20 protein-coding genes, 1 tRNA gene and 1 pseudogene are annotated in these 21,473 nt (G+C 62.2%); 11 read left to right on the top strand and 11 right to left on the bottom strand.

What is annotated here, in order from left to right; all coding sequences use genetic code 11:
- Positions 1-13: 13 nt before the first annotated feature.
- Positions 14-424 (bottom strand): GreA/GreB family elongation factor, encoded by a 411-nt coding sequence (locus tag P3T25_RS23580; protein ID WP_154559093.1) that lies wholly within the window; start codon positions 422-424, stop codon positions 14-16.
- Between the two features lie 528 nt (positions 425-952).
- On the opposite strand from P3T25_RS23580, the gene P3T25_RS23575 reads away from it, so the two are divergent.
- The 6 genes from P3T25_RS23575 to P3T25_RS23550 all read left to right on the top strand — a co-directional run bounded on the left by P3T25_RS23575 (position 953) and on the right by P3T25_RS23550 (position 5,657).
- On the top strand, positions 953-1,432 hold the full coding sequence (locus P3T25_RS23575) for a hypothetical protein (RefSeq protein WP_233464768.1): 480 nt from the start codon (positions 953-955) through the stop codon (positions 1,430-1,432).
- Positions 1,433-1,623: 191 nt separating this feature from the next.
- A complete protein-coding gene (locus tag P3T25_RS23570) occupies positions 1,624-2,454 on the top strand; it encodes a DUF1223 domain-containing protein (RefSeq protein ID WP_171927837.1) in 831 nt (276 codons plus the stop codon).
- Positions 2,455-2,499: 45 nt separating this feature from the next.
- Positions 2,500-3,138, top strand: coding sequence for a cytochrome b/b6 domain-containing protein (locus P3T25_RS23565; protein WP_154559095.1), 639 nt, complete (start codon positions 2,500-2,502; stop codon positions 3,136-3,138).
- 42 nt (positions 3,139-3,180) lie between these two features.
- Positions 3,181-3,984, top strand: coding sequence for a molybdopterin-dependent oxidoreductase (locus tag P3T25_RS23560; RefSeq protein WP_429359054.1), 804 nt, complete (start codon positions 3,181-3,183; stop codon positions 3,982-3,984).
- 128 nt (positions 3,985-4,112) lie between these two features.
- The gene (locus P3T25_RS23555; protein ID WP_154559096.1) at positions 4,113-4,361 is read left to right on the top strand and encodes a pentapeptide MXKDX repeat protein; all 249 of its coding nucleotides are present in this window, start codon (positions 4,113-4,115) and stop codon (positions 4,359-4,361) included.
- Between the two features lie 366 nt (positions 4,362-4,727).
- Positions 4,728-5,657, top strand: coding sequence for an EamA family transporter (locus P3T25_RS23550; protein WP_266239561.1), 930 nt, complete (start codon positions 4,728-4,730; stop codon positions 5,655-5,657).
- Positions 5,658-5,700: 43 nt separating this feature from the next.
- Here the strand turns inward: P3T25_RS23550 and P3T25_RS23545 are convergent, their stop codons facing one another.
- The 3 genes from P3T25_RS23545 to P3T25_RS23535 all read right to left on the bottom strand — a co-directional run bounded on the left by P3T25_RS23545 (position 5,701) and on the right by P3T25_RS23535 (position 9,602).
- On the bottom strand, positions 5,701-7,782 hold the full coding sequence (locus P3T25_RS23545) for an NADPH-dependent 2,4-dienoyl-CoA reductase (RefSeq protein WP_266239562.1): 2,082 nt from the start codon (positions 7,780-7,782) through the stop codon (positions 5,701-5,703).
- A 250-nt stretch (positions 7,783-8,032) separates the two neighbouring features.
- Positions 8,033-8,167 (bottom strand): entericidin A/B family lipoprotein, encoded by a 135-nt coding sequence (locus P3T25_RS23540; RefSeq protein ID WP_154559099.1) that lies wholly within the window; start codon positions 8,165-8,167, stop codon positions 8,033-8,035.
- Positions 8,168-8,402: 235 nt separating this feature from the next.
- Positions 8,403-9,602: an MFS transporter gene (locus tag P3T25_RS23535; RefSeq protein WP_154559100.1), complete on the bottom strand. Its 1,200-nt coding sequence runs from the start codon at positions 9,600-9,602 to the stop codon at positions 8,403-8,405.
- Between the two features lie 175 nt (positions 9,603-9,777).
- Here P3T25_RS23535 and P3T25_RS23530 point away from each other — a divergent pair, with 175 nt between their 5' ends.
- Complete coding sequence (locus tag P3T25_RS23530; protein WP_171927835.1) at positions 9,778-10,263, top strand: DUF2569 domain-containing protein; 486 nt, start codon at positions 9,778-9,780, stop codon at positions 10,261-10,263.
- A gap of 18 nt (positions 10,264-10,281) precedes the next feature.
- Here P3T25_RS23530 and P3T25_RS23525 read toward each other — a convergent pair whose 3' ends face one another.
- The 6 genes from P3T25_RS23525 to P3T25_RS23500 all read right to left on the bottom strand — a co-directional run bounded on the left by P3T25_RS23525 (position 10,282) and on the right by P3T25_RS23500 (position 16,168).
- Positions 10,282-11,109: a phosphodiesterase gene (locus P3T25_RS23525; protein ID WP_266239563.1), complete on the bottom strand. Its 828-nt coding sequence runs from the start codon at positions 11,107-11,109 to the stop codon at positions 10,282-10,284.
- A 46-nt stretch (positions 11,110-11,155) separates the two neighbouring features.
- Complete coding sequence (locus tag P3T25_RS23520) at positions 11,156-12,202, bottom strand: ABC transporter ATP-binding protein (RefSeq protein ID WP_171927833.1); 1,047 nt, start codon at positions 12,200-12,202, stop codon at positions 11,156-11,158.
- Entirely contained in the window at positions 12,199-13,113 is a 915-nt protein-coding gene (locus tag P3T25_RS23515; RefSeq protein WP_266239564.1) for an ABC transporter permease, read from the bottom strand. Before P3T25_RS23515 ends, P3T25_RS23520 begins: the two co-directional genes overlap by 4 nt.
- Positions 13,114-13,145: 32 nt before the next feature.
- Entirely contained in the window at positions 13,146-13,970 is an 825-nt protein-coding gene (locus P3T25_RS23510; RefSeq protein ID WP_429359053.1) for an ABC transporter permease, read from the bottom strand.
- On the bottom strand, positions 13,967-15,046 hold the full coding sequence (locus P3T25_RS23505; protein ID WP_171927830.1) for an ABC transporter substrate-binding protein: 1,080 nt from the start codon (positions 15,044-15,046) through the stop codon (positions 13,967-13,969). The genes P3T25_RS23510 and P3T25_RS23505 overlap by 4 nt, the downstream gene beginning before the upstream one ends.
- A gap of 81 nt (positions 15,047-15,127) precedes the next feature.
- Entirely contained in the window at positions 15,128-16,168 is a 1,041-nt protein-coding gene (locus P3T25_RS23500; RefSeq protein WP_171927829.1) for a LacI family DNA-binding transcriptional regulator, read from the bottom strand.
- 182 nt (positions 16,169-16,350) lie between these two features.
- Between P3T25_RS23500 and P3T25_RS23495 the strand changes: the two genes are divergently transcribed.
- The 4 genes and pseudogenes from P3T25_RS23495 (at position 16,351) to P3T25_RS23480 (ending at position 19,764) form a co-directional block, all read left to right on the top strand.
- Positions 16,351-16,435 (top strand) — tRNA-Leu (locus P3T25_RS23495).
- Between the two features lie 177 nt (positions 16,436-16,612).
- Positions 16,613-17,830, top strand: a pseudogene (locus P3T25_RS23490) (tyrosine-type recombinase/integrase).
- A gap of 452 nt (positions 17,831-18,282) precedes the next feature.
- The gene (locus P3T25_RS23485; RefSeq protein WP_154559106.1) at positions 18,283-18,720 is read left to right on the top strand and encodes a YciI family protein; all 438 of its coding nucleotides are present in this window, start codon (positions 18,283-18,285) and stop codon (positions 18,718-18,720) included.
- Positions 18,721-19,071: 351 nt separating this feature from the next.
- A complete protein-coding gene (locus P3T25_RS23480) occupies positions 19,072-19,764 on the top strand; it encodes a Crp/Fnr family transcriptional regulator (protein WP_429359052.1) in 693 nt (230 codons plus the stop codon).
- 17 nt (positions 19,765-19,781) lie between these two features.
- Here P3T25_RS23480 and P3T25_RS23475 read toward each other — a convergent pair whose 3' ends face one another.
- Entirely contained in the window at positions 19,782-21,437 is a 1,656-nt protein-coding gene (locus P3T25_RS23475) for an AMP-binding protein (RefSeq protein WP_171927827.1), read from the bottom strand.
- Between the last annotated feature and the right edge of the window lie 36 nt (positions 21,438-21,473).

The raw sequence follows: 21,473 nt of genomic DNA, 5'->3' as shown, positions 1-21,473 counted from the left end.
GAATGCGCTTCGCTTACAGCGTGAAATCGTCGGCAGCTTCGGGCTGGAACAGGATTTTTTCGAGCTTCAACACTTTCTCCGTGCCGCTCGGCGGCGTGAAGCGGATGCGTTCGCCGCGTTTGGCGCCGAGCAGCGCAAGGCCAACCGGCGAAAACACGTTCAGGCGGCCGTGTGCGAAATCCGCGTTGGGCGGATAGACAACCGTCCAGGTCATCTGCTCGCCGCTGGCTTCGTCGACCAGCGTGGCTTGCGAATTCATCGTGACGACGTTCGCGGGGATGTCGCGCGATTCGACGATCACGGCGCGTTCCAGGACGTCGTCGAGCATGTCTTGCAATTTGGCGTCGGCGCCGGGCGCGGCCGCGTGCTTTTCAAGACGGGCGACGTCGAGTTCGGTGAGGTAACAGGTTTTCGTCTTTTTCATGACGGGTTCTCCAATTCGATCTGCATGTAAAGGGACAGCGTGCGGATGAGATTTGCCCGGAGCCCGACGACGCGGCCCCGGTAATGGAGGGGAATTGCGTCAGGTCGGGCGCCGGGCGGCGAGAAGCGGGAGCGTTCGGGACGGCTGGCCGGCGTGAAGCGTCGCGATGTCCGCGCGCGCGCAACCGGTTGCGCGGCGGGGGCGCAAGCGGGTGAGGGCTCGGGAGAACGGAACGCGCATCGGGATAGCCGGCAGAGTGCGAAAAGTATTGGGGGAGCGTCGGAAGAAAAGCCTGATCGACGCAATCGAAAGGTGAATGTTAGCACGGGCCGGGTGTCTCTTTAATTGCCGCCGGGAGGTGCCGTGGATACGCGCTGCGGCGTGTCGATACCGCACTTGGTCATTCAAGGCCGTCGCCGCGCTGCCGTTAATCCGCCTGTAGGGGCGGCCGTTGCCCAGTCGAGCGACCGGCGGTGGGCAGCGCGTCAATGGCGCGATGCGGTTTGAGACGGCTTAAGGAGAGTGCTGATGAAAACGGGAATGGGGCGGTTTGGGGGGCTCAGCGCGGTCGCGGCGACGGCAACGCTGGTTGCGCTGGTTGCAGCGCCAATGTCGGCGGTGGCCGCGAATGGTGGAACGATCAGCTTTTCGGGCGCGATCGTGGCGCCACAACTGGCGATTTCGGCGGCGCCGGCCGGGGCACGTGTCGATGCCAGGGGCGCGCGGCTCGAGCAGTCGGGTTCAGCGGTCATGCTGACCTTTAGCGCCGCGCCGGGCGTGGCGACGGGCGCCGATGTCGCGCTTCAGGTGAACAGCGGCGCGACGGCGCGTAATGGTAATGCGCTGGGTGATGCGCTGACTGAGCGTTTTGTCGACAGCCATGGACGCGTGTTTCGCGCGGGCAGTGATGGGCACTACCGGGTTGGCCGCGATGGCGGGGTGTTGTCGCTTGCACCGAAGAATGCGGGGCAGGATACCCGGGTGACGGTTGTCGTGAGTTACGACTGAGGCACCCTCCGCGGGGCGCTTTGGGGCGGTTCGCCCGCAAGCGTACAGACACGCCGCGCCCCGCGGGGTATAAACAGCATGGAACGGTCTCGACCGTAGGCGCACGACCCGAACAAAAATAAAAAATCAAAATCGGCTGTCATAAGCGGTCTCGTGGTTCGACAAACGTGCAGATCCTGATGGAGCACGCCATGCAAACCGCACGAACCCGCCGAGACAATCGGCATGTCACGCGCGCAATCGCGCTAGCCGTAGCGCTGACAACCCTCTCCGCCAGTGGCCTTGCAAGCGCGGCCGGCGCCGTGTGCACGTCGCATAGCCCATCGCACCGCGTAGCGCTGGTGGAGCTCTACAGCAGCGAAGGCTGCAATAGCTGCCCGCCCGCCGACAACTGGCTGGGCCAGTGGAAAAACAGCGGTGCAACCCAAAGCATCGTGCCATTGGCGCTGCACGTGGACTACTGGAATAGCCTCGGCTGGACCGACCGCTTCTCGCAACATCGCTTTACTGAGCGTCAGCAAACCCTCACTGACCTCGCTGGTGGCCACACCATCTACACGCCCGAAATCTTCGTATCGGGCCGCGAACTGCGTAGCTGGTCGCAACGCGACAGTTTCCAGAGCCGCGTCGGCCAGGTCGTCGCCGAACCGGCGCAGGCGAACGTGGCGCTTGAACTGAAACCCCAGGCGAAGGGCGCCTTCAATGTCGATGCGCAATTCACCAGCAAGGCGGCAGACACCACGGCCCCACTGAACGCCTATGTCGCGGTCTACCAGAACGCGTTGAACTCGCAGGTCAGAGCAGGGGAAAACAGCGGCGCAACGCTGCATCACGAACGCGTCGTGCGGCAATGGATCGGCCCCGTGCCGCTGGTTGCCGGTAACGCGCAGATCCGCCGCGATATCCGCATCGACGATGCCGATGCTAACGCCCCGGCTGACCACTTCGGCGTCGTCGCCTTCGTCGAAAACGCTGCGACCGGCGACGTGTTGCAAGTGGGCGAGCTCGCTGCCTGCAACTGATCGCGCGACGACCCCGCAGCGCTCCCCATTTCATCGGAGATTCTCATGGCCACGCCTCATGCTCTTAGCAAAACCGCTCCGCCCGCCACGCCGAAGAGCGGCACGATTCATCCGGTGTGGGTGCGCGTCACGCATTGGCTCAACGCACTCGCGGCCATTCTGATGATGCTGTCCGGCTGGCGCATCTATGACGCCTCGCCGATCTTCAAAGGCTTCACGTTCCCCACGGGAATCACGCTCGGCGGCTGGCTCGGCGGCGCGCTGCAATGGCACTTCGCGGCGATGTGGCTGCTGGTCTTCAACGGCTTGCTGTATCTCGTGCTGAATCTGGCCAGCGGGCGCTTCGTGCGCAAGTTCCTGCCGGTCTCGCCGCGCGCCGTGCTGCACGACTTCATCGCCGCGCTGACCGGCAAGCTCTCGCACGCCGATCTGCGCGTCTACAACGCGGTGCAGAAATTCGCTTATCTGTTTGTCGTCTGCGATCTGATCGTTCTCGTACTCTCGGGCCTCGCGATCTGGAAATCGGTGCAGTTTCCGCTGCTGCGCGAGCTGATGGGCGGCTACGACAACGCACGCATCGTCCACTTCTGCGCCATGTCACTGATGGCCGCGTTCATCGCCGTGCATCTGGTGATGGTGGCCCTCGTGCCGCGCTCGCTGCTGGCGATGCTGCGCGGACGCTAAGCGGCTGACCCACGGATATGCAAAGCCTAAGGACATCGAATCATGACCACGCCTGATACAAAACTCGATCGAAAGCTTGCCGCTATGCCTGACAACACGCTCGACCGCGAATCGATCCTGATCGACGCACGGCGCGAACTCGCGATGCCGTCGCGGCGCCTGTTCGGCAAGCGGCTTCTGACGCTCGGCGGCCTGTCGATGCTGACGGGTTGCTCGCTCACCGACAACGATTCTGTCAACGCGTTCCTGACGGCCGTGTCGCGCCTGAACGACCGCGCACAAGCCGCGCTGTTCGATCCAAAGCAACTCGCGCCAACCTACACGGAAGCGCAAATCACGCGGCCGTTTCCGTTCAATGCGTTCTACGGTATCGACGACGTCCCCGATGTCAACCCCTCCGACTACAAGCTGAAGATCAGCGGCCTCGTCACCGGTCAGCGCGTCTGGACCTTGCCCGAGTTGTACGCGCTGCCGCATGCCGAGCAGATCACGCGGCATATCTGCGTGGAAGGGTGGAGCGCGATCGGCCGCTGGGGCGGCACGCCGTTTGCCGATTTTCTGCGGCGCATCGGTGCGGACACGAGCGCGAAGTACGTCGGCTTCAAATGCGCCGACGACTACTACGAAAGCATCGACATGCCGACCGCGCTGCATCCGCAAACGCTGCTCACATTTTCGTACGACGGCGAACGCCTGCCCGCGAAATACGGCTTCCCGATGAAGCTGCGCATGCCGACCAAGCTCGGCTACAAGAATCCGAAACACATCGTCGAGATGTTCGTCACCAACACGTATCCCGGCGGCTATTGGGTCGACCAGGGCTACAACTGGTTCGGAGGCTCTTGACGCGCGCGGGTCGGCGCGTGCAATGCCGGACGCGCGACCCCGGGCGGCAGAAGCTTCGGAAGTACCCCGGCACAAGGTAGAAACCAGAAGCCGGGTCAGATTCATCCACCACAAAACGGAGTCATCCCATGAAAAAGTTCGCAATCGCAGCAATGGCCGTCGCCCTCCTGACCAGCGGCGGCGCCGCGTTCGCCCAGGCAAGTGGCGCAATGTCCAACGATGCGATGTCCAAGGACACGATGTCGAAGGATTCGATGTCCAAAGACACCATGTCGAAAGACAGCATGAAGAAGGACACGATGAAGCACGACAAGATGAAAAAGGGCAGCGACGCGATGGGCATGAAGCACGAAGCATCGGGCGCCATGGCCAACTGAGCGTTGCCGGCGATGCCGGTTGCATAGCTTGAGCGCCGGTGTTGCAGGTGAGCCCAAAGCCGGGGATACGTCCCCGGCTTTTCTGTTGCATGTACGCAAAAAAGTTACGATTCTTTCAGGCGACGCGGTGGGCGCTTACTGCATAATGCGATGCGCGCCGAACATTTGGCGTGTGTCAGCCGTGGCTCGATTTCCATCGATCTCCGCGGCGTTGTGGCCCCATTGGCCATCTATCGTCCTTCCGTTCCACCGACATGTCCGCCAGCCTCGCCCGTCAGACCGCATCGCCGATGCGGTGTCCGCCATCCCGTCACAGGGTCTTCTGCGGGGGCGCAGCACCTCGAGCGGCATGGGCGGGTTGAACGTATGGCGCCGCAACTCCCCAGCCGCTTTTCGCGTGGTTTCCCGATCCGTTTGCCGCAGTCCCGTAATGGACAGATCGCGCTCGCGCTCGCCGTCGTTTATCTCGTGTGGGGCTCGACCTATCTGGCCGTGCACGTCGCGCTCGGTTCGTTTCCGCCCTTGCTGCTCTCGGGTCTGCGCAACCTGTTTGCCGGGATAGGGCTCTTCATCTTCGCGACGCGCCGCAATCCGGTCTGGCCGAGCGTGGGTGAAATCCGCAATGCCGGTATTGTCGGCACGATGCTGGTCGGCCTGTCGAGCGGCATGCTGGCCTACGGCATGCGTACCGTGGGCACCGGTACCGCTGCTGTGATGGTCGCGACCGTGCCGCTGTTCGCAACGGTGATCGCGGCGGTGGCGGGGCGCAAGATCGGCAGGGGCGAGTGGTTTGCGGTTGGCCTCGGGCTGGTGGGTATCGCGATCCTGAGCCACGGCGACAGTGCACCGGGATCGGCGGGCGGCAGCCTGGCGATCCTGTGCGGTGCGCTTTTCTGGGCCGGCGGCGCGCATCTGGCCGGGCGGCTGAAGCTGCCGTCGGACCTGTTTCTCTCGACGTCGCTGCAGATTGGCCTCGGCGGCGCGATGTCGACGATGGTCGCCCTTGTGACGGGCGAGAGGATGATGGAGGTGCATTTTCTGCCGGTGCTGGCCTTCGTCTACCTGATGCTGATCGGGACGATGACCGCCTACGTCGCGTACGGCTTTCTGATCCGCCATACGAGTCCGATCATCGCCAGTAGCTGCATGTACGTGAATCCCGTGGTGGCGGTGGCGCTCGGCGCGTTGTTGCTCGGCGAGCCGGTGACGCGCTCGACGGTCATCGCGACGATCGTGATTCTGGCCAGCGTGGGGCTGTCTTTCTGGTTCGATTACCGGAAGAAGGGGCTTGTTTAAGGAGGGCGGCGCGGCCACCTCCGCTCTCCGCTGGCTCAGTGGCTCAGAGCGCTGCCGCCACCTCCGCACCCTCGCGAATCGCGCGTTTCGCATCGAGTTCGGTTGCCACCTTTGCGCCGCCGATCACGTGATAGCGCGGACCGTTCGCATCATTCGAGCCTTTAACGCTGTTCGCGCCGTTTGACCTGCCCGTAGTTCGTGCCGCCGTCTCCGGAACCAGGTCGCGCAACGATTCCTGCCCCGCGCACACGACGATCGTGTCCACTTCAAGCCATTCTTCGACACCTTCGCGCGCGATCTTCAAACCGCGCTCGCTGATCTCCAGATACGACACACCACCGAGCATCTTCGCGCCGTTTCTGGCCAGCGTGGCGCGATGTACCCAGCCGGAGGTCTTGCCGAGCCCCATGCCGAGCTTGCCCGCCTTACGCTGCAGCAACCAGATCTCGCGGACCGGCTCTGCCGGCGCCGGCGGTTTCAAACCGCCGCGTTCCCGAACCGCAAGGTCGACACCCCATTCGTCGAGCCATGCATCGCGTGGCACGGGCAGAGGATCGCCGGAACGATGCAGCAAAAACTCGCTGACATCGAAGCCGATCCCACCCGCACCGATCACCGCCACGCGGCGTCCCACCGGTGCACCGCGCAATACATCCACGTAAGACAGCACGTTAGGCCCGTTAATACCGGCGATCGCGGGGCTCCGCGGCACGATGCCCGTGGCGATGATCACATCGTCGTAACCGCCTGCCGCGAGCAGGGCAGGATCGACGCGCGTATCGAGCCGCACGTCGACGCGATGCCGCTCCAACTGGCTCTGAAAATAGCGGATCGTTTCGCTGAACTCTTCCTTGCCCGGCACGCGCATCGCCAGATTGAACTGGCCGCCGATGGTTGCGCTTGCATCGAATAAGGTCACGCGGTGCCCGCGTGAGGCCGCAACGCTCGCCGCGGAAAGTCCCGCCGGACCCGCGCCGACTACCGCCACCGAGCGCGCGGCCTCTTGGCCTGCGATCGGCCGATAGACCAGCTCGGTCTCGCGTCCCGCACGTGGATTCACGAGGCAACTTGCGCGCTGGTTCTTGAACGTGTGATCGAGGCAGGCCTGATTGCAGGCGATACAGGTGTTGATTTCGTGCGCGCGTCCCTCGGCGGTCTTCAGCACGAACTCCGGGTCGGCGAGTAGCGGTCTTGCCATCGACACCAGATCGCCCGCTCCCTGAGCGAGCAGTTCTTCGGCGACCTCGGGCGTGTTGATGCGGTTCGACACGATCACCGGCACCTTGACCGCAGCCTTCAACCGCGCGCTCAACGCGGCGAATGCAGCACGCGGCACCGAGGTCACGATGGTCGGCACTCGCGCTTCGTGCCAGCCGATTCCGCTGTTGAACATCGTCACGCCGGCGGCTTCGAGTGCCTGGGCGACCTGCACGGTTTCTTCCCACGTGTTGCCGCCTTCGACCAGATCGATCAGCGAGAGCCGGTACACCACGATAAAGCGTTTGCCGCACGCCGCGCGTACGCGCTCGACAATCTCGCGCGCGAGCCGCATGCGGTTCTCGATGCTGCCGCCGTAGCGATCGGTACGCCGGTTCGTGCGTGGGCACAGGAACTGGTTGAGCAGATAGCCTTCGCTGCCCATGATTTCGATGCCGTCGTAACCCGCGCGCTGGGCAAGGCGCGCGCAGCGTGCATAATCGCGCACGGTCCGCTCGATGCCGGCTTCGGTGAGCGCGCGCGGTTTGAACTTCGAGATCGGCGACTTGAGCGCCGACGCTGACACGACAAAAGGCTGATACCCATAGCGGCCCGCATGCAGGATCTGCAACGCGATCTTGCCGCCTTCGGCATGCACGGCCTCGGTCAGCAAACGGTGATTGCGCAGATCGAATACCGAGTTCAGCGTGCCGCCGAAGGGCAGCAGCCAGCCTTGCCGGTTCGGCGAGATGCCGCCCGTGACGATCAGACCGACGCCGCCTTTCGCGCGCTCACGGAAATACGCGGCCAGTTTCGGGTAATTCCAGAAACGATCCTCCATGCCGGTATGCATCGAACCCATCACCACGCGATTGCGCAAACGGGTGAAGCCGAGGTCGAGTTCAGCGAGTAAGTGTGGGTAAGACATGCAGGGGACCGTGTGAGTATGGGTTGTGCGCGAACAATACACCGCGAAACGTGCCAACCCGCCGAGGAAAAATTCTAATCCGCGCAACTCGTTGCTCAGTAAGCCATTCGTCTGGTGCCAGAAGCCAATCGCCGTTTTGTTTATAGGTCTGACTATAAAAAAGCCCGCCGCGGTTTCCCGCGACGGGCTATGGAGATCCTGCATTGCAAGGCGCCGCGAGGCGCCCAGCAGCCGATTGGCTATCGCTCACTTACTTGGCTTGATCGGCCGAATTCGTGATGGCGTTGCCACCCTTCGAAATATCCTGCCCAACCCCCGCCATCGTGTTGCAACCCGCGAGCGCGGTCATCCCTGCAATAAGAAGCAAAGCGATTAGTCGATTCATGAGAGTTCTCCCTGTCGATAATGCATTGGTTGCCGTGCTCATGTTTTACGGCACGCGCTAGCCCGGCCAGCTTTCGTCTGACCGGGACTTACTCCAGTCGATCCGGTCTGATTGCATGTTAAACAAGACGGCGGTAGTGCTATCAACTGCGCTGCGATTCTATTGTAAGCGTGCTCCGGCGTTTGCGTCGTCGGCGTAGAGGTGCCGCCCCGCACAGGGCAACACTAATAAACCTCTAACCTTTTACCGTGGCTGCAAGCCTCAAATGATTCCAGGCCGCCAGTGCGGCAAAACCCACCCCAGCAACACTCACCCCAACCCACCCAAAGGCCGGCCAAACCGCAGCGCCGACCCCAGACCCGACAGCACCACCAATAAAATAAGCCACCATATAAACCGTATTCACGCGACTCCGCGCCTCAGGCTTCAACGCATAAATCCGCGATTGATTGGAAATCTGTGCAGCCTGCACACCGATATCGAGGATGATCACGCCGATCACCAACCCTGCAATACTCTTCGCCGACAAGGCAAAAACAACAAACGAAATCGCCACCAGCACAATCGACACTGTGATGATCGCCCGCGGTCCGCGGCGGTCGGAAAACTTGCCGGCGAGCGGCGCAGCCATCGCCCCCGCAGCACCGACGATCCCGAATAATCCAGCCGCCTGCGGCCCAAGATGAAAAGGCGCACCTGCCAGCAACAACGCCAGCACCGACCAGAAAATGCTGAACGCCGCGAACATCGCGGCCCCAGTCAACGAGGCTTCACGCAGCGCGCGATGCTCGACCACCAGGTGCCACATCGAGACCAGCAACTTGCCGTACGGCAGCGTCGACGTCGGCTTGCTCTTCGGCAGACGCATGATGATCACCGCCGCCAGCACCAGCAGCGCAACCACAGAAGCGCCGAACACGGCACGCCAGCCGAAATACTCGGCGACAATGCCCGCCGCAGTCCGTGCCAGCAAAATCCCCAGCAACAATCCACTCATCACCGTGCCAACGGCATGGCCACGCTGGGAAGCCGGCGCGAGTTCGGCCGCGAACGGCACCGCCTGTTGCGCGATGGTGGAGAGCACGCCAATCGCGAGACTCGCGACGATCAGCACCGACAGCGTCGGTGCCGTGGACGCCAGCACCAGTGCGACGCACATGCCCACGATCTGCAACAGGATCAGGAGGCGTCGATCGAAGCGGTCGCCGAGCGGCGCCAACAGCAGCATCCCGGCTGCGTAGCCGAGCTGCGTCACGGCCGGTACCGCGCCAACCCACGACGCGCTATTCGGAAACGACTGCCGGAAATTGTCGAGCAGCGGCTGGTTGTAATAGATGTTTGCGACTGCCACACCGGCGATCGTCGCGAGCAGAAGCAGCAAGCCGCGCAACGACCGGTCGGCGGAAGCGGGAGTGGAAGCGTCGGATGTGGACATGAGAGGGGGCTATCGACGGACCGGCCCATGCGCGGTCCTCAAGCGTGCCGATCATACCGGAGCAGGAAGGATCGTGCTGACGGCCTCGCAGGCCTCGCAGACAAAATGAGATGGTCGTTCGGTTTTCGTTCGTAGAATCTGCGCGCGCAACACGATCCATTACGTGACCGATCTCATGAACACACCCTCGACACCCGAACCTCGACGCATCAGCGGCTGGCTGCTCGTCGCCTTGATCTGCCTCGCTGCGTGGGCGCTTTCTACCGCGGTTGCATTGCGCGATCCGCTCAAGCTGATGCTCGAATGGGAGCTGCTGGCGGTATTCGTGCGCCCTGAAACACACGGCTGGTATCGCACCGTGATCGCGATGGTCGGTTGTGACGTGATTATCGGGGTGTTCATCGTCGCAGGCGCAGGTTGGCTCGCGTTGCTCGCGCGGCGCAAATCGGCGCGTTTTCCGGTGCAAGTGCAGGCGTGGCTGTTGGCCATCGTCGTCATGCGAACCATCGCCTACCTGCTCGGCGATCACATGACCCGCACCATTGGCGTCGCCATCGCCATTCCGTTCGATGGCTTCATTCAGGCCGGCGTTGCTGCCGCGCTCGGGATACCGTATTTCAGGCTGTCCCGGCGCGTACGGCAAACTTTCGTCGTTGCCTGAACCGGCGAGGCGACACCGTTAATCGATCAACTCGCCTTCAGCCTCGTAAAACGGATACGGCCCATCCGCTGTATCGACATACGCATGATGCGTGACGATGCCTGTCGCCGGATCGTAGCGATGCAGCGCGTACGCGGGCGGCTCCATCACGAATGCGGAGGGCGCATCCTCGCGCAGATCGAGTCCGACCTGATGCGCGGGTGCCGGCACCGCGGACGCAATCGTGCCGCCAAAACGCACGAACATCGGCCGATGCACGTGGCCGCAGATCACCCGCTCCACGTTCGGATAACGCGCGATCAACGCGGCGAGCTTGTCGGCGGCAGCGGGATCGAGCCGCAATTCATCCATATGCCCGATTCCGCAGACGAACGGCGGATGATGCAACGCGACCACCGTCGGCTTGCCTTGTGCCGCATCGAGTTGCGTCTCGAGCCAGGCGAGACGTGCGTCGCATAGATTGCCGGCGCTTTCGCCCGGGACCAGCGAATCGAGCGCTATTACGCGCAGCGGTCCGACGTCGACCGCGTAGTGCACGAACTCGCCACCACTACGCAATTCGGCGCGATCGGGAAACGCCGCGCGCAACGCAGCACGTTCGTCATGATTGCCCACCATCAGGAAGTAGGGGATCTCGAGCGGCGCGAGCAAGGTCTTGAGGTGTTCGTACTGTTCCGGATCGCCCTGATCGACGAGGTCGCCGGTCATGATCACAGCGGCTGGACGCGGGTCCAGCGCATTGAGCGCGGCGACAGTGCGCGCGAGATAGGCACCGGTGTCGACGCGGCGGTAAGCCAGCGCGCCGGGCCGTTTGATATGGAGGTCGCTAATTTGAGCCAGCAGCATGGGGATGTCCTTCGTTATGGCGCGCTAGAAACGCAGCGCTGTGTCATTACGATAGCGCAATCAGCGCGTCCTGCGCGATCGAAATCCCGACCGGCGTGCCACGCGCGAGTTCGACGCGGCCCGCGACGTCGATCAGCAGCGCGTCCGGTGCGGCGCCACCGATCGTCAGACGGGTGCGCTCGCCAAGAAACGCCGTGCTTTCGATGTTGCCGCGCAATTGGGCGCTGGCCGGGTCGGCGAGGTACGCGTCTTCGGGTCGGAAGAAAAATTCGTGTGCCGCGCTTGCCTGAGCGGGACCTGATGGCAGCGGTACAGCGCCGCCGGTCGTCGTCAGCAGACCATCACGCCGTTCGCCCGCCAGCCGGTTGATCGTGCCGACGAATTGCGCGACCGTGCGATTCGCCGGACGGTAGTAGATGTCGCGCGGCGACCCGATCTGCTCGATGCGGCCTGCGCTCATCACGACGATGCGGTCGCCGAGCTCCATCGCTTCGGCCTGATCGTGGGTCACGTAGACGGTTGTGATGCCCAATTCGCGCAGCAAAGTATTCATCTCGCTGCGCAAGGTGTCGCGCAAACGCGCGTCGAGCGCGGTCAGCGGTTCGTCGAGCAGCAGCACACGGGGTTGCACGGCGAGTGCGCGCGCCAATGCAACACGCTGACGCTGGCCGCCCGAAAGCTGATCGATGGGTTTGTCCGCGTGCGCGGTGAGACGCATCATCGCGAGCAATTCGTCGACGCGTTGCCGTGCGGTTTCAGCCGGCACGCGTTTGATCTTCAGGCCGTAGCCGATGTTACCGCGCACGGTCAGATTCGGAAACAGCGCGTAGCTCTGGAACACCATGCCGACCTGACGTTTTTCGATCGGCAGGGCAGTGACGTCTTCGTCGCCGAACGCGATGCTGCCGCCGGCGTCAGGTGTCTCGAGGCCCGCGATCATGCGCAGCGTGGTGGTCTTGCCGCAACCGGACGGGCCGAGCAGCACCAGCGTCTCACCGGCGCCGATGTGCAGATCGAGCGGTTCGAGCACACGCGTGCCGCGAAACGTTTTCGCGCACTGTGTGAGCGTGATGGGAACGGAGTCGAGTTTCATGGCGTGGACGTCGGTGTAGGCTTTGAACGGGAGGCAGCGGTGCGTTGTTTGCCCGCGCTGCGCTGGCCGGTCGCATCGACGCCGAGCCATTGCATCGCGACGAGCAACGGCATCGTCATGATAAAAAACAGAATCGTGTAGGCGCTGCCGATTTCGATGCGTAACGACGCATAGGTGTCGGCGAGACCGACCGGCAGCGTTTTGGTGTCGGGCGTATGCAGCATCCAGGTGAGGTTGAATTCGCCGATCGAGAGCGTCAGCACCGCCAACGCACCGGCGACGATCCCCGGCCGCGCATTCGGCAGCACGATCGTCACGAAGCGTTGAAAGAAGCTCGCGCCGAGGCTCGCCGCGCCTTCTTCGAGTGTGCGCAGATCGCTGCTCGCGCACACTGCCGCAACCGCGCGCACCATGAACGGCAGCGTGAACACCACGTGCCCGACGACGATAAACGCGACGCTCATGCGAAACATCGTGAAGCCGCCGTAGACCACCAGCAGCGCGAGCGCGGAAGCGAGACCGGGCAGGGCGATCGGCAGCACCAGAAACTCTTCGATGATGCGCGAGAGCCGCGTCTTGCTGCGCGCCAGCACGTAGCCGGCGGGCACGCCGGTCAGCAGCGTGATCAGCAAGGTCATCGCTGCCACTTCGAGCGAGAGAAATACCGAGCCGTGATACTGCGTCCACACTTCGCCGAGCCAGCGCAGCGTGAGTCCGCTCGATACGCCTTTGAAGTAGTTCACCGTGAGCCCGGCCATGATCGACATCACGACCGGCACGATCAGAAACGCGCATAGCAGCAGCGTAACGAACCACTGTCCGGCTGCGAGCCACGTGCGTGATGTGGGCAACCCACGGCGCCGCGCACGCGGTTTTGCGGGCTGCTTGATTGGAGCAGTGATGGAATTCATCGAAGTCTTTTCATCGGGTTTGGACACACCGCTCATGCGCTTGCCGCGACAGCGGAACCGCTCACGCTGCGAGCGAACGCCAGCACGGCCCATGTGACGATGCCGAGCACGATCGAGAGGCCCGCGGCCGTCACCATGTTCGCGTTCAGTGTGAACTCGGTGTAGATGGTCATCGGCAATACGTCGATGTCGGTGGCCAGGGTGAAGGCGGTGCCGAAGGCACCCATGGCGGTCGCGAAACATACCGCGCCGGCCGCGATCAAGCCCGGCGACAAGGCGGGCAACACGATGTCGCGCGTAATGCGCCACGGCGATGCGCCGAGCGAACGCGCGGCCTCTTCGAGCGAGGCATCGAGCTTGGTCGCCGACGCCATCACGGTGACGATCACGCGAGGGATCGAGAAGTACAGGTAGCCGAGAAAGAGGCCGCTCATCGAGTAAGCGAACACCCAGCGGTCGCCCGTGAGTTTCAGCGACAACGCGCCGATCAAACCCTGACGTCCGGCCAGCATGATCACCATGAAGCCGACCACGACGCCAGGGAATGCCGATGGAAATGTCAGCAGCGCGAGCAGTGTGCGCTTGAGTGGGAACTCACGGCGCGCCAGCAGCAAACCGGCGATCACCGAAAGCACAAGCGTCGTCGCCGTGACCGCTGCGGATAGCATAACCGTCGCGCCGAGGCTCGACATGTAGCGCGGATTCGTCAGCATCGCGCGATAGGTCGCGAATGCGTGGCCGTCGCCGCTGATTTGCGCGAGCGCGCCCATCGGCAACAGCCAGAACGCGATGAAAACCGCCAGCGCCGGCGCGATCAAGGCGATGCGCCAGCGCAGCGGGAACGTGACGTCGTTCAATGCATCACCTGTAGATAACGCTCGCCGAAGCTCGACTGCTTCTCGGCCATCTTGCCGAAGTCGACCGGTTTGGCGCGGGCATAGTCGCTTGCGGGCAGGAATTTGGCTGCGGTTTCCGGGCTCATTGCATTCGCGCGCACCGGACGCAGATAGGCGTCGGCCCACAGTTTCTGGCCTTCGTCCGACAGCACGAAATCGAGCACCTTCTTGCCGTTCGCTTCATGCGGCGCGCCCTTCACAAGACTCATCACGTACGGTACCGAGATCGTGCCTTCCTTCGGAATCACGAATTCGACGTTGGCGTGATCCTTGTACTTCGCGCGGTAGGCGTCGAAGTCGTAGTCGAGCAGGATCGGGATTTCGCCGGACATCACGCGCGCGTAGGCGGTCTGCTTCGGCACGATCGGCGCGTTGGCCTTCAGCTTGCGGAACCAGTCGAGGCCCGGCTCGAAGTTATCGAGCGTGCCGCCGAGCGCCTGATTCACCGCGACTGCGCCCGCATAGCCGACAAACGCGCTCGACGGATCGAGGTAGCCGATCATGCCTTTGTACTCAGGCTTCAGAAGGTCGGCCCACGAACGCGGGACCGGTTTGCCTTCGAGCGCGTCCTTGTTGACGAAAAAGCCCAGCGTGCCCGAGTGAATCGTGAACCAGTAGCCTTGCGGGTCCTTCATGTTGGCCGGAATGTCGTCCCAGTGCGCGGGCTTGTACGGCTGGATGACGCCTTTGTCTTTCGCCTGGAACGCCGACGACACGCCGAGATAGACCACGTCCGCAACCGGGCTCTTCTGCTCGGCCATCAGTTGCGCAATCGACTGGCCGGAGTTCTTGTTGTCGAACGGTACGCGGATGCCGGTCTTTTGCTGGATCGCCTTGATCTGGCTCGCCCAGTCGGCCCATTCGGGCGGGCAGTTGTAGCAGATCGCGGTTTCGTCGGCATGGGCAGCTTGCGGTGCGAGGGCGGCGAGCGCGGCCGTGACGATCATGCCGGCTGACAGCGCGGTGGCCGTGGTGCGGGCTAGACGGCGCCAGAGCGGTTTGATCGAAGACGCAAAACGTGTTGAAGAGCGGATCACTGCGGGTCTCCTGGAGAGGACGAGAGCGGGTGGTTCGGGGTTTGAATTGGATGCTTACGCAAGCGACTATGCAAACGGCCTTCAGGTCGCCACCGAAGTTTCTGTGCGGTTCGAAATCGCCGCGATGGTGGCGCCTTCACGCAAGCTGTGCGGCAAGGTCAGCGTGGGCGACGTTTCCCCTAGCGTTTCGTAGCTGCCAGTTACGCGGGCCAGCAAACGCCGCCAGGCGGCGCAGCCGATCTCGCGATTCGGCGCGCAGATGCTTGCCAGCGGCGGCGACAGCAATTCGCCCATCGCGAGTCCGTCAAAGCCGAGAATCGACATGTCGTGCGGAATCTGCAGACGCGCACGGCGCAGGCCGCGCATCACGACCATGGCGAGCAGATCGTTGCTGCAGAAGAGGGCGGTCGGGCGGTTCGGGCCGCTGGTCAGATGGGCGAGCACGGACGGCGCCAGTTCGTCGGCGTTGAAATCGACTTCGAGCGCGGGCGCAGGGGTGAGGCCGGCCTGCTGCATCGCCTGCGCGTAGCCGAGATGCCGCTGGCGAGCGCGGTCCGAAGCGGCGAGTGTGCCCGCCAGCATCAGGATGCGGCGATGGCCGTGCGCGATGAGCATGCGTACGCCATCGAACGCAGCGAGGCGGTTGTCGACCGAAACCGACGGACGCCGCACGGTGTCGTTATGCATCAGCACATAGAGCAGACCGGCGCGGTCGAGTTCGTCGAGCAGCGGATGCGTGTCGGCATCGGCGACGGTCACGATCAGGCCTTCCACGCGATGCTCGCGCAGCGTTTCGATGGCGTGGCGTTCGCGGTCGGCATCGTACTGGGTGGTCATCAGCATGAGCCGGTAGCCTTGCGCCGCGGCGAGCTCGTCGATGCCTTGCAGGCATTCGGCGAACACGGGGTTGGCGAGTGTCGGCAGGATCACGCCGATCAGGCGCGTGCGCTCACCGCGCAACTGCCGGCCGAGCGGGCTGGGACGGAAGTTAAGGGCATCGATGGATTGACGCACCTTATCGAGCGTGACTGGATTCACGGTGTGCGGCGCGTTGATCGCGCGCGAGACCGTGGCGATGGAGAAGCCCGCGTGGGCGGCGACGTCTTTGATCGTTGGGATCATGATTTCCGCGCGTTATGTAAACGTTTTCGTCAGCGGATTATCAGGAATGTTTGTGACTTGCGGATGACTCCAATTTTTGTGCCTGGCGGGAGAGGGTGAGGATGGGTCGCGGCTGGATTGCGGCGGTTTGGTGCGTCCGCCTGGCAATGGTAGAATTCGCGTCCAGCGTGGTTCTGACCCCTGCCGGGGTGATGAAATTGGTAAACATAGCGGACTTAAAATCCGCCGCCTCACGGCTTGTCGGTTCGAGTCCGATCCCCGGCACCAGGAAGTATTCCACCAGATTCCAGAAAATTCCTTGGACCCTCGATGCAGCAATGCTTCGAGGGTTTTTTTGTTTCCTGGAGAAACCGCGGAGTTCCGTTGACCTCTGGGGGCATCTTAGAAGGGGGCATGTTGGTGTAAAAAACGGCGTCCTTGAAAAAAAGCCCCCAGGAGGCCTTCATGCCCCTGACTGACATTGCTGTGCGTAGCGCAGCCCCTCGTGAGAGTGTCTATCGCCTGACCGACGGTGGCGGGATGTATCTGGAGATTGCGCCGTCGGGAGGGAAATATTGGCGCCTGAAATACTGATTCGGTGGTAGAGAAAGACGCTTGGCGCTGGGCATCTACTCTGACGTATCGCTCGCAGCAGCGCGCAGGAAGCGAAGTGCGGCGCGTGAACAACTGGCGGCGGGGATAGACCCAGGCGACGTCAAAAAGGCTGATAAGCGAGCCGCAAGACTCAACGCCAACAATTCATTCGAGGCCGTAGCCCGCGACTGGCTGGAGGAGCGCAAATCGGTCGTGCAGATTGGTCAGCACGAAAAGACGCTCGCCCGTCTGCAAAACGACGTATTCCCGTGGCTGGGCAAGCGTCCCATCACCGAGATCGACGCGCCCGAGATTCTGCTGGTGCTCAAGCGGATCGATAGGAGGGGGGCGCGATATTCAGCGCACCGGGTGCGCAGTGAAATCAGCCGCGTTTTCCGATATCCGATCAAGGAAGGCAAGGCAAAGAGCGATCCAGCAAAAGACCTGATCGGAGCGATTCCGCCTCCAATAGAAAAGCACTTTGCTGCGCTCACCGAACCCGCCAAGGTGGCGGAAATGCTCAGGGCCTTCGACGGTTTCTCGGGGACGTTTCCCGTCCTCTGCGCGCTCAAGGTTGCGCCGATGCTGTTCGTGCGGCCAAGCGAGCTTCGTCGGGCCGAGTGGGCGCAATTCGACCTGGATAAGGGGGAGTGGCGCTATCTGGTGACAAAGACACGGACTCAGAATCTGGTGCCGCTTGCAACCCAGACAGTGGCTCTCTTGCGGGAGTTGCAAGCACTGACAGGCAAGGGGCGTTTTGTCTTTCCCGGCGCTCGTTCGACGTTGCATCCAATGAGCGAAGCGGCGATCAATGCTGCACTCAGACGACTGGGTTATGACACCCGAACGGAAATTACCGGCCACGGTTTTCGCGCGATGGCCCGTACCCTCCTGCACGAGGAACTGGAGCAGAAACCAGAGGCAATCGAGCATCAACTCGCACATGCAGTACCGGATAATCGTGGCTCGGCGTATAACCGGACCAAGTTCATCAGGGAGCGCCGGGTGATGATGCAGTTGTGGGCAGACTATCTAGACAAGCTGAATGCGGGCGCACGGACCATTCGGATTTGTGGCGTGGCAGGCTGAGTCGGAATCTGAGCGTCCGCTGGGGAGATACTTCGACCGGCTGCTATAAAGGGTCGAGCTGAGCAGGTTGTCATTCGGCTCTGTGCGGCCATTACGCGTCATTCGTACGAGCTGTAACTTGGACGTTCAGGTGGCCGCTTCGCACAGGAAGCTGCCGCCGACCTTGTGCGTGCCCGAAGGGCGCCTCAGGGTCGACCGGCGCCGGATGCAGATCGATGACAGGCAGGCCGCAACGCCAGTTTGGCATTCGCCCGCGTTTGGCCGTTGGCTGCCCTTCGTGAACGTCTTCTTTCGGGTACGCTGGAATCCCTGTGATTTCAAGTCTCACAGAGGCGCTCGGCATCGGCCTGGTGGGCTGCGATATGTATCATCGAAATTGGCCGCAACGTGTCGATTCGACAGCCCTTCGTTCGTCGTGGTCCTGAAGCACCATTCAACTCAGGAGAACGACGATGCGATTCATCATCACAGCCCAAGCGAGCGCAGACAATGAGGAGCCGGATGCCGGCGGCGGTTTGGACGAGGCCCTTCTCACGGCGTACATGAGGTTCAACGAAGAGATGCACAAGGCCGGTGTCCTGGTGGCTTCCGAAGGCTTGAACCCAGCAGCGCCCGGAGCGCGAATTGCGGTTAGCAAGGGGAAACGCTATATCGTCGATGGCCCGTTTGCAGAGTCCAAGGAACTGGTCGGTGGCTTTTACATCATCGAAGTTGGATCTCTTGAGGAGGCGATTTCCTGGGCATTGCGCGCGCCATCCGGTCTCGGCGCGGACGATGTACTGGAGGTGCGCCAACTCACCGGAGCGGGCGACGTCCCGCCAAATGTCCTCGATATCATCCGGGCAGCGGCACCGACCTGGAGCGAGTCGGTTTGGCAGGCGAAGAAGTGAAGGCCACATACGGAACCGCCGAGTTGCCATCCAGCCGGGCGCTCGAGCCGACGTCCGCAGGCGAACCTCCGTCTGCGGCTCAGCGTCAGCGTAGAGCGACCGCTTTTCGGCGGCCATACCCGCGGCGAACGACCGTCGGCTTCCGGTCGGCGGCGTTACGTCCGGCCTAGCCGATTCAGGCTGGACTCGGACAACTACGGACGTTGGCCCACGCCATCGAGTGCTCGGTCGAACGTTGGCTACTGCTCCGGACCGGACCATCGAGCAGATTTCGGCCGATCGGGTCATTGGCAACGTCGGCCGGCAAATGGTTAAACTAATGCCTCTGGACCCTTCGAACCTAACCTGGCTATGCCCCTGTCAGTTGAGTTGCAGTGCTTCATATCGCGTTCCGCCTGGTCGGCCAGGTTGACACAGGAACAGCTCGCTCGCGTCCAAAAAGATGCTTTTCAACGATCGTTTTCTGCCGGCGCCCTGGTCTGTCTTCGCGGAGCCCCTGCGGATCATTGGATCGGCGTGATCGAAGGGTTAGTCAAAGTCGATACGGTCTCTAAAGGTGGGCGGGCTACAACCTTCGCCGGCGTGCCGGCGGGTTCCTGGTTCGGGGAGGGAGCCCTACTAAAGGATGAGCCTCGCCCATACTCGGTGGTAGCGCTGCGTGACAGCGAAGTCGGGTTTATACCGTGCAGCACATTTGAGTGGCTGCTTGACAATAGCCACTCGTTCAGTCGATTTGTCATCAATCAACTCAACGCCCGGTGCGGCTACTACGTCGGTCTGGTTGCAAACCTCCGTTTGCAGAAAGCGTCTGCAAGAGTCGCTTTCTGTCTCGCTGAAATGTTCAATCCGCAACTCTTTGGCGTCGCTGATCTGATGCTGGGTCTTTCGCAAGAAGAAATTGGACGTTTGTCCGGCCTTTCCAGGCAGAACACCAACCGGGCGCTTCACGAGCTCGCTGATGCGAGGCTTTTAACGATCGAATATGGGGCAGTCCGAATTCTTGACCTAACAGGGCTTCGAGATTTTGCGCATTCCGAAGATTGATTGGGCCGCATTCGTGACTACGCGTCAGACAGCTTCGTAATGGCTTCCCGGCTGCCAGCCTGCGCGCGAAGCCGAAATTTCTGAATTTTTCCTGTGCCTGTCTTTGGCAACGCGCCGTATACGATCCTCACAGGACACTTGTAGTGTGCGAGCCGTTCCCGACAGAACGTAATCAGCTCTCGTTCAGAAGGTGAATTGACACCCTGTCTCAACTCGACAAATGCGCAAGGCACTTCCCCCCACCTGACATCGGGCTGCGCGACCACCGCCGCGATGAGTACTGCTGGGTGTTGGTGCAATACATCCTCGACCTCGATCGATGAAATATTTTCGCCACCCGAAATGATGACATCTTTGGATCGATCCGTGATCTGAATGTATCCGTCCGGGTGCACCACGGCAATATCTCCAGTGTGGAACCAGCCACCCTCGAAGGCGTTTCGGGTCGCTTCCTCGTTCTTCAGATAGCCCTTCATCATGACATTGCCGCGCAGCAATATCTCTCCCTCGCTCTTCCCGTCCGCGGGAACGGGCTCAAGCGTGGCGGGATTTGCGACTTGCATGGCTTCGAGTCCGGCGGCCCGCTGACCTTGCCGCGCCTTCAGGCGCGCCTGCTCCTCGTTTGTCGATGCGTGCCAGTCTGCCTGGATGAAGCAACTGACCGGTGTGCCGGAGGATTCGGTGATGCCGTATACGTGCTCAACCTCGAATCCCAACTCGCTTACCGATTTCAATACGGTTGCCGGAGGTGGCGACCCCGCCGTGCGGACGCGAACGACGCGAGGTAACGGGCTACGCTCGCTGGCGGGCGCGTCTGCCAGTGCGGCCAGGACGATTGGCGCTGCACAAAAATGATCGACGTCGTACTCGCGGATGGCTCGAAATATTCCTGCGGCATTGACTTTGCGCAGACAGACATGGGTGCCACCCGCTGCTGTGACTGCCCAGGCGAAGCACCATCCGTTGGCGTGGAACATTGGGAGGGTCCAGAGATACACCGGCCCGCGCGGCATGCCCCAGTCAATCAACTGGAGCATGCTCATCAGGTGAACCCCACGGTGACTGACCACGACCCCTTTCGGGTCGGAGGTCGTGCCAGACGTATAGTTCAATGCGATAGCGTCCCTTTCATCCGCGGGCCATACGCCTTCGAAGTCCGGATTTCCCTCTCCGAGCAACTGCTCATAGTCGAGCTCACCTATCGATGCCCCCGGCGGCGCTTCGAGATCCGCAATGTCAATCACGAGTGGCCTGTCTGGAACATGCTCGAGTGCGTTCGCAGCAAGGGCGGCAAACTCGCGATCCACAAAAAGGACCTTGCATTCCCCGTGAAGCAGGATGAACCGAATGCCGTCGGCATCCAGCCTGCAGTTGATCGTGTTGAGAACAGCTCCGCTGAGCGGCACCCCGAAATGCGCCTCCACCAACGCGGGCGTATTAGGCGCAATGATCGATACGGTGTCGCCGCGCTTGACACCTCGCCGGACGAGCGCACTGGCGAGCCGGCGGCAGCGGCTGCGCGTCGCCGCCCAGGTCTGACGCATCTCGCCATGCACGATGGCGATACGCTCCGGAAACAGATCGGCGCATCGATCCAATGAATGCAGCGGTGTCAGCGGCACGTAGTTGGCTTCGTTTCGATCGAGGCCGCGCTCGTAGATTTTAGTGGCCATGTCGTGTCTCCTCACATGAATGTGAAAGTGTTCCGG

This window comes from Paraburkholderia sp. GAS32, from assembly GCF_050434225.1.
GTDB lineage: Bacteria > Pseudomonadota > Gammaproteobacteria > Burkholderiales > Burkholderiaceae > Paraburkholderia > Paraburkholderia madseniana.
Note: the sequence above shows the minus strand (reverse complement) of the source record. Positions and strands in the feature narration are given on the sequence as shown.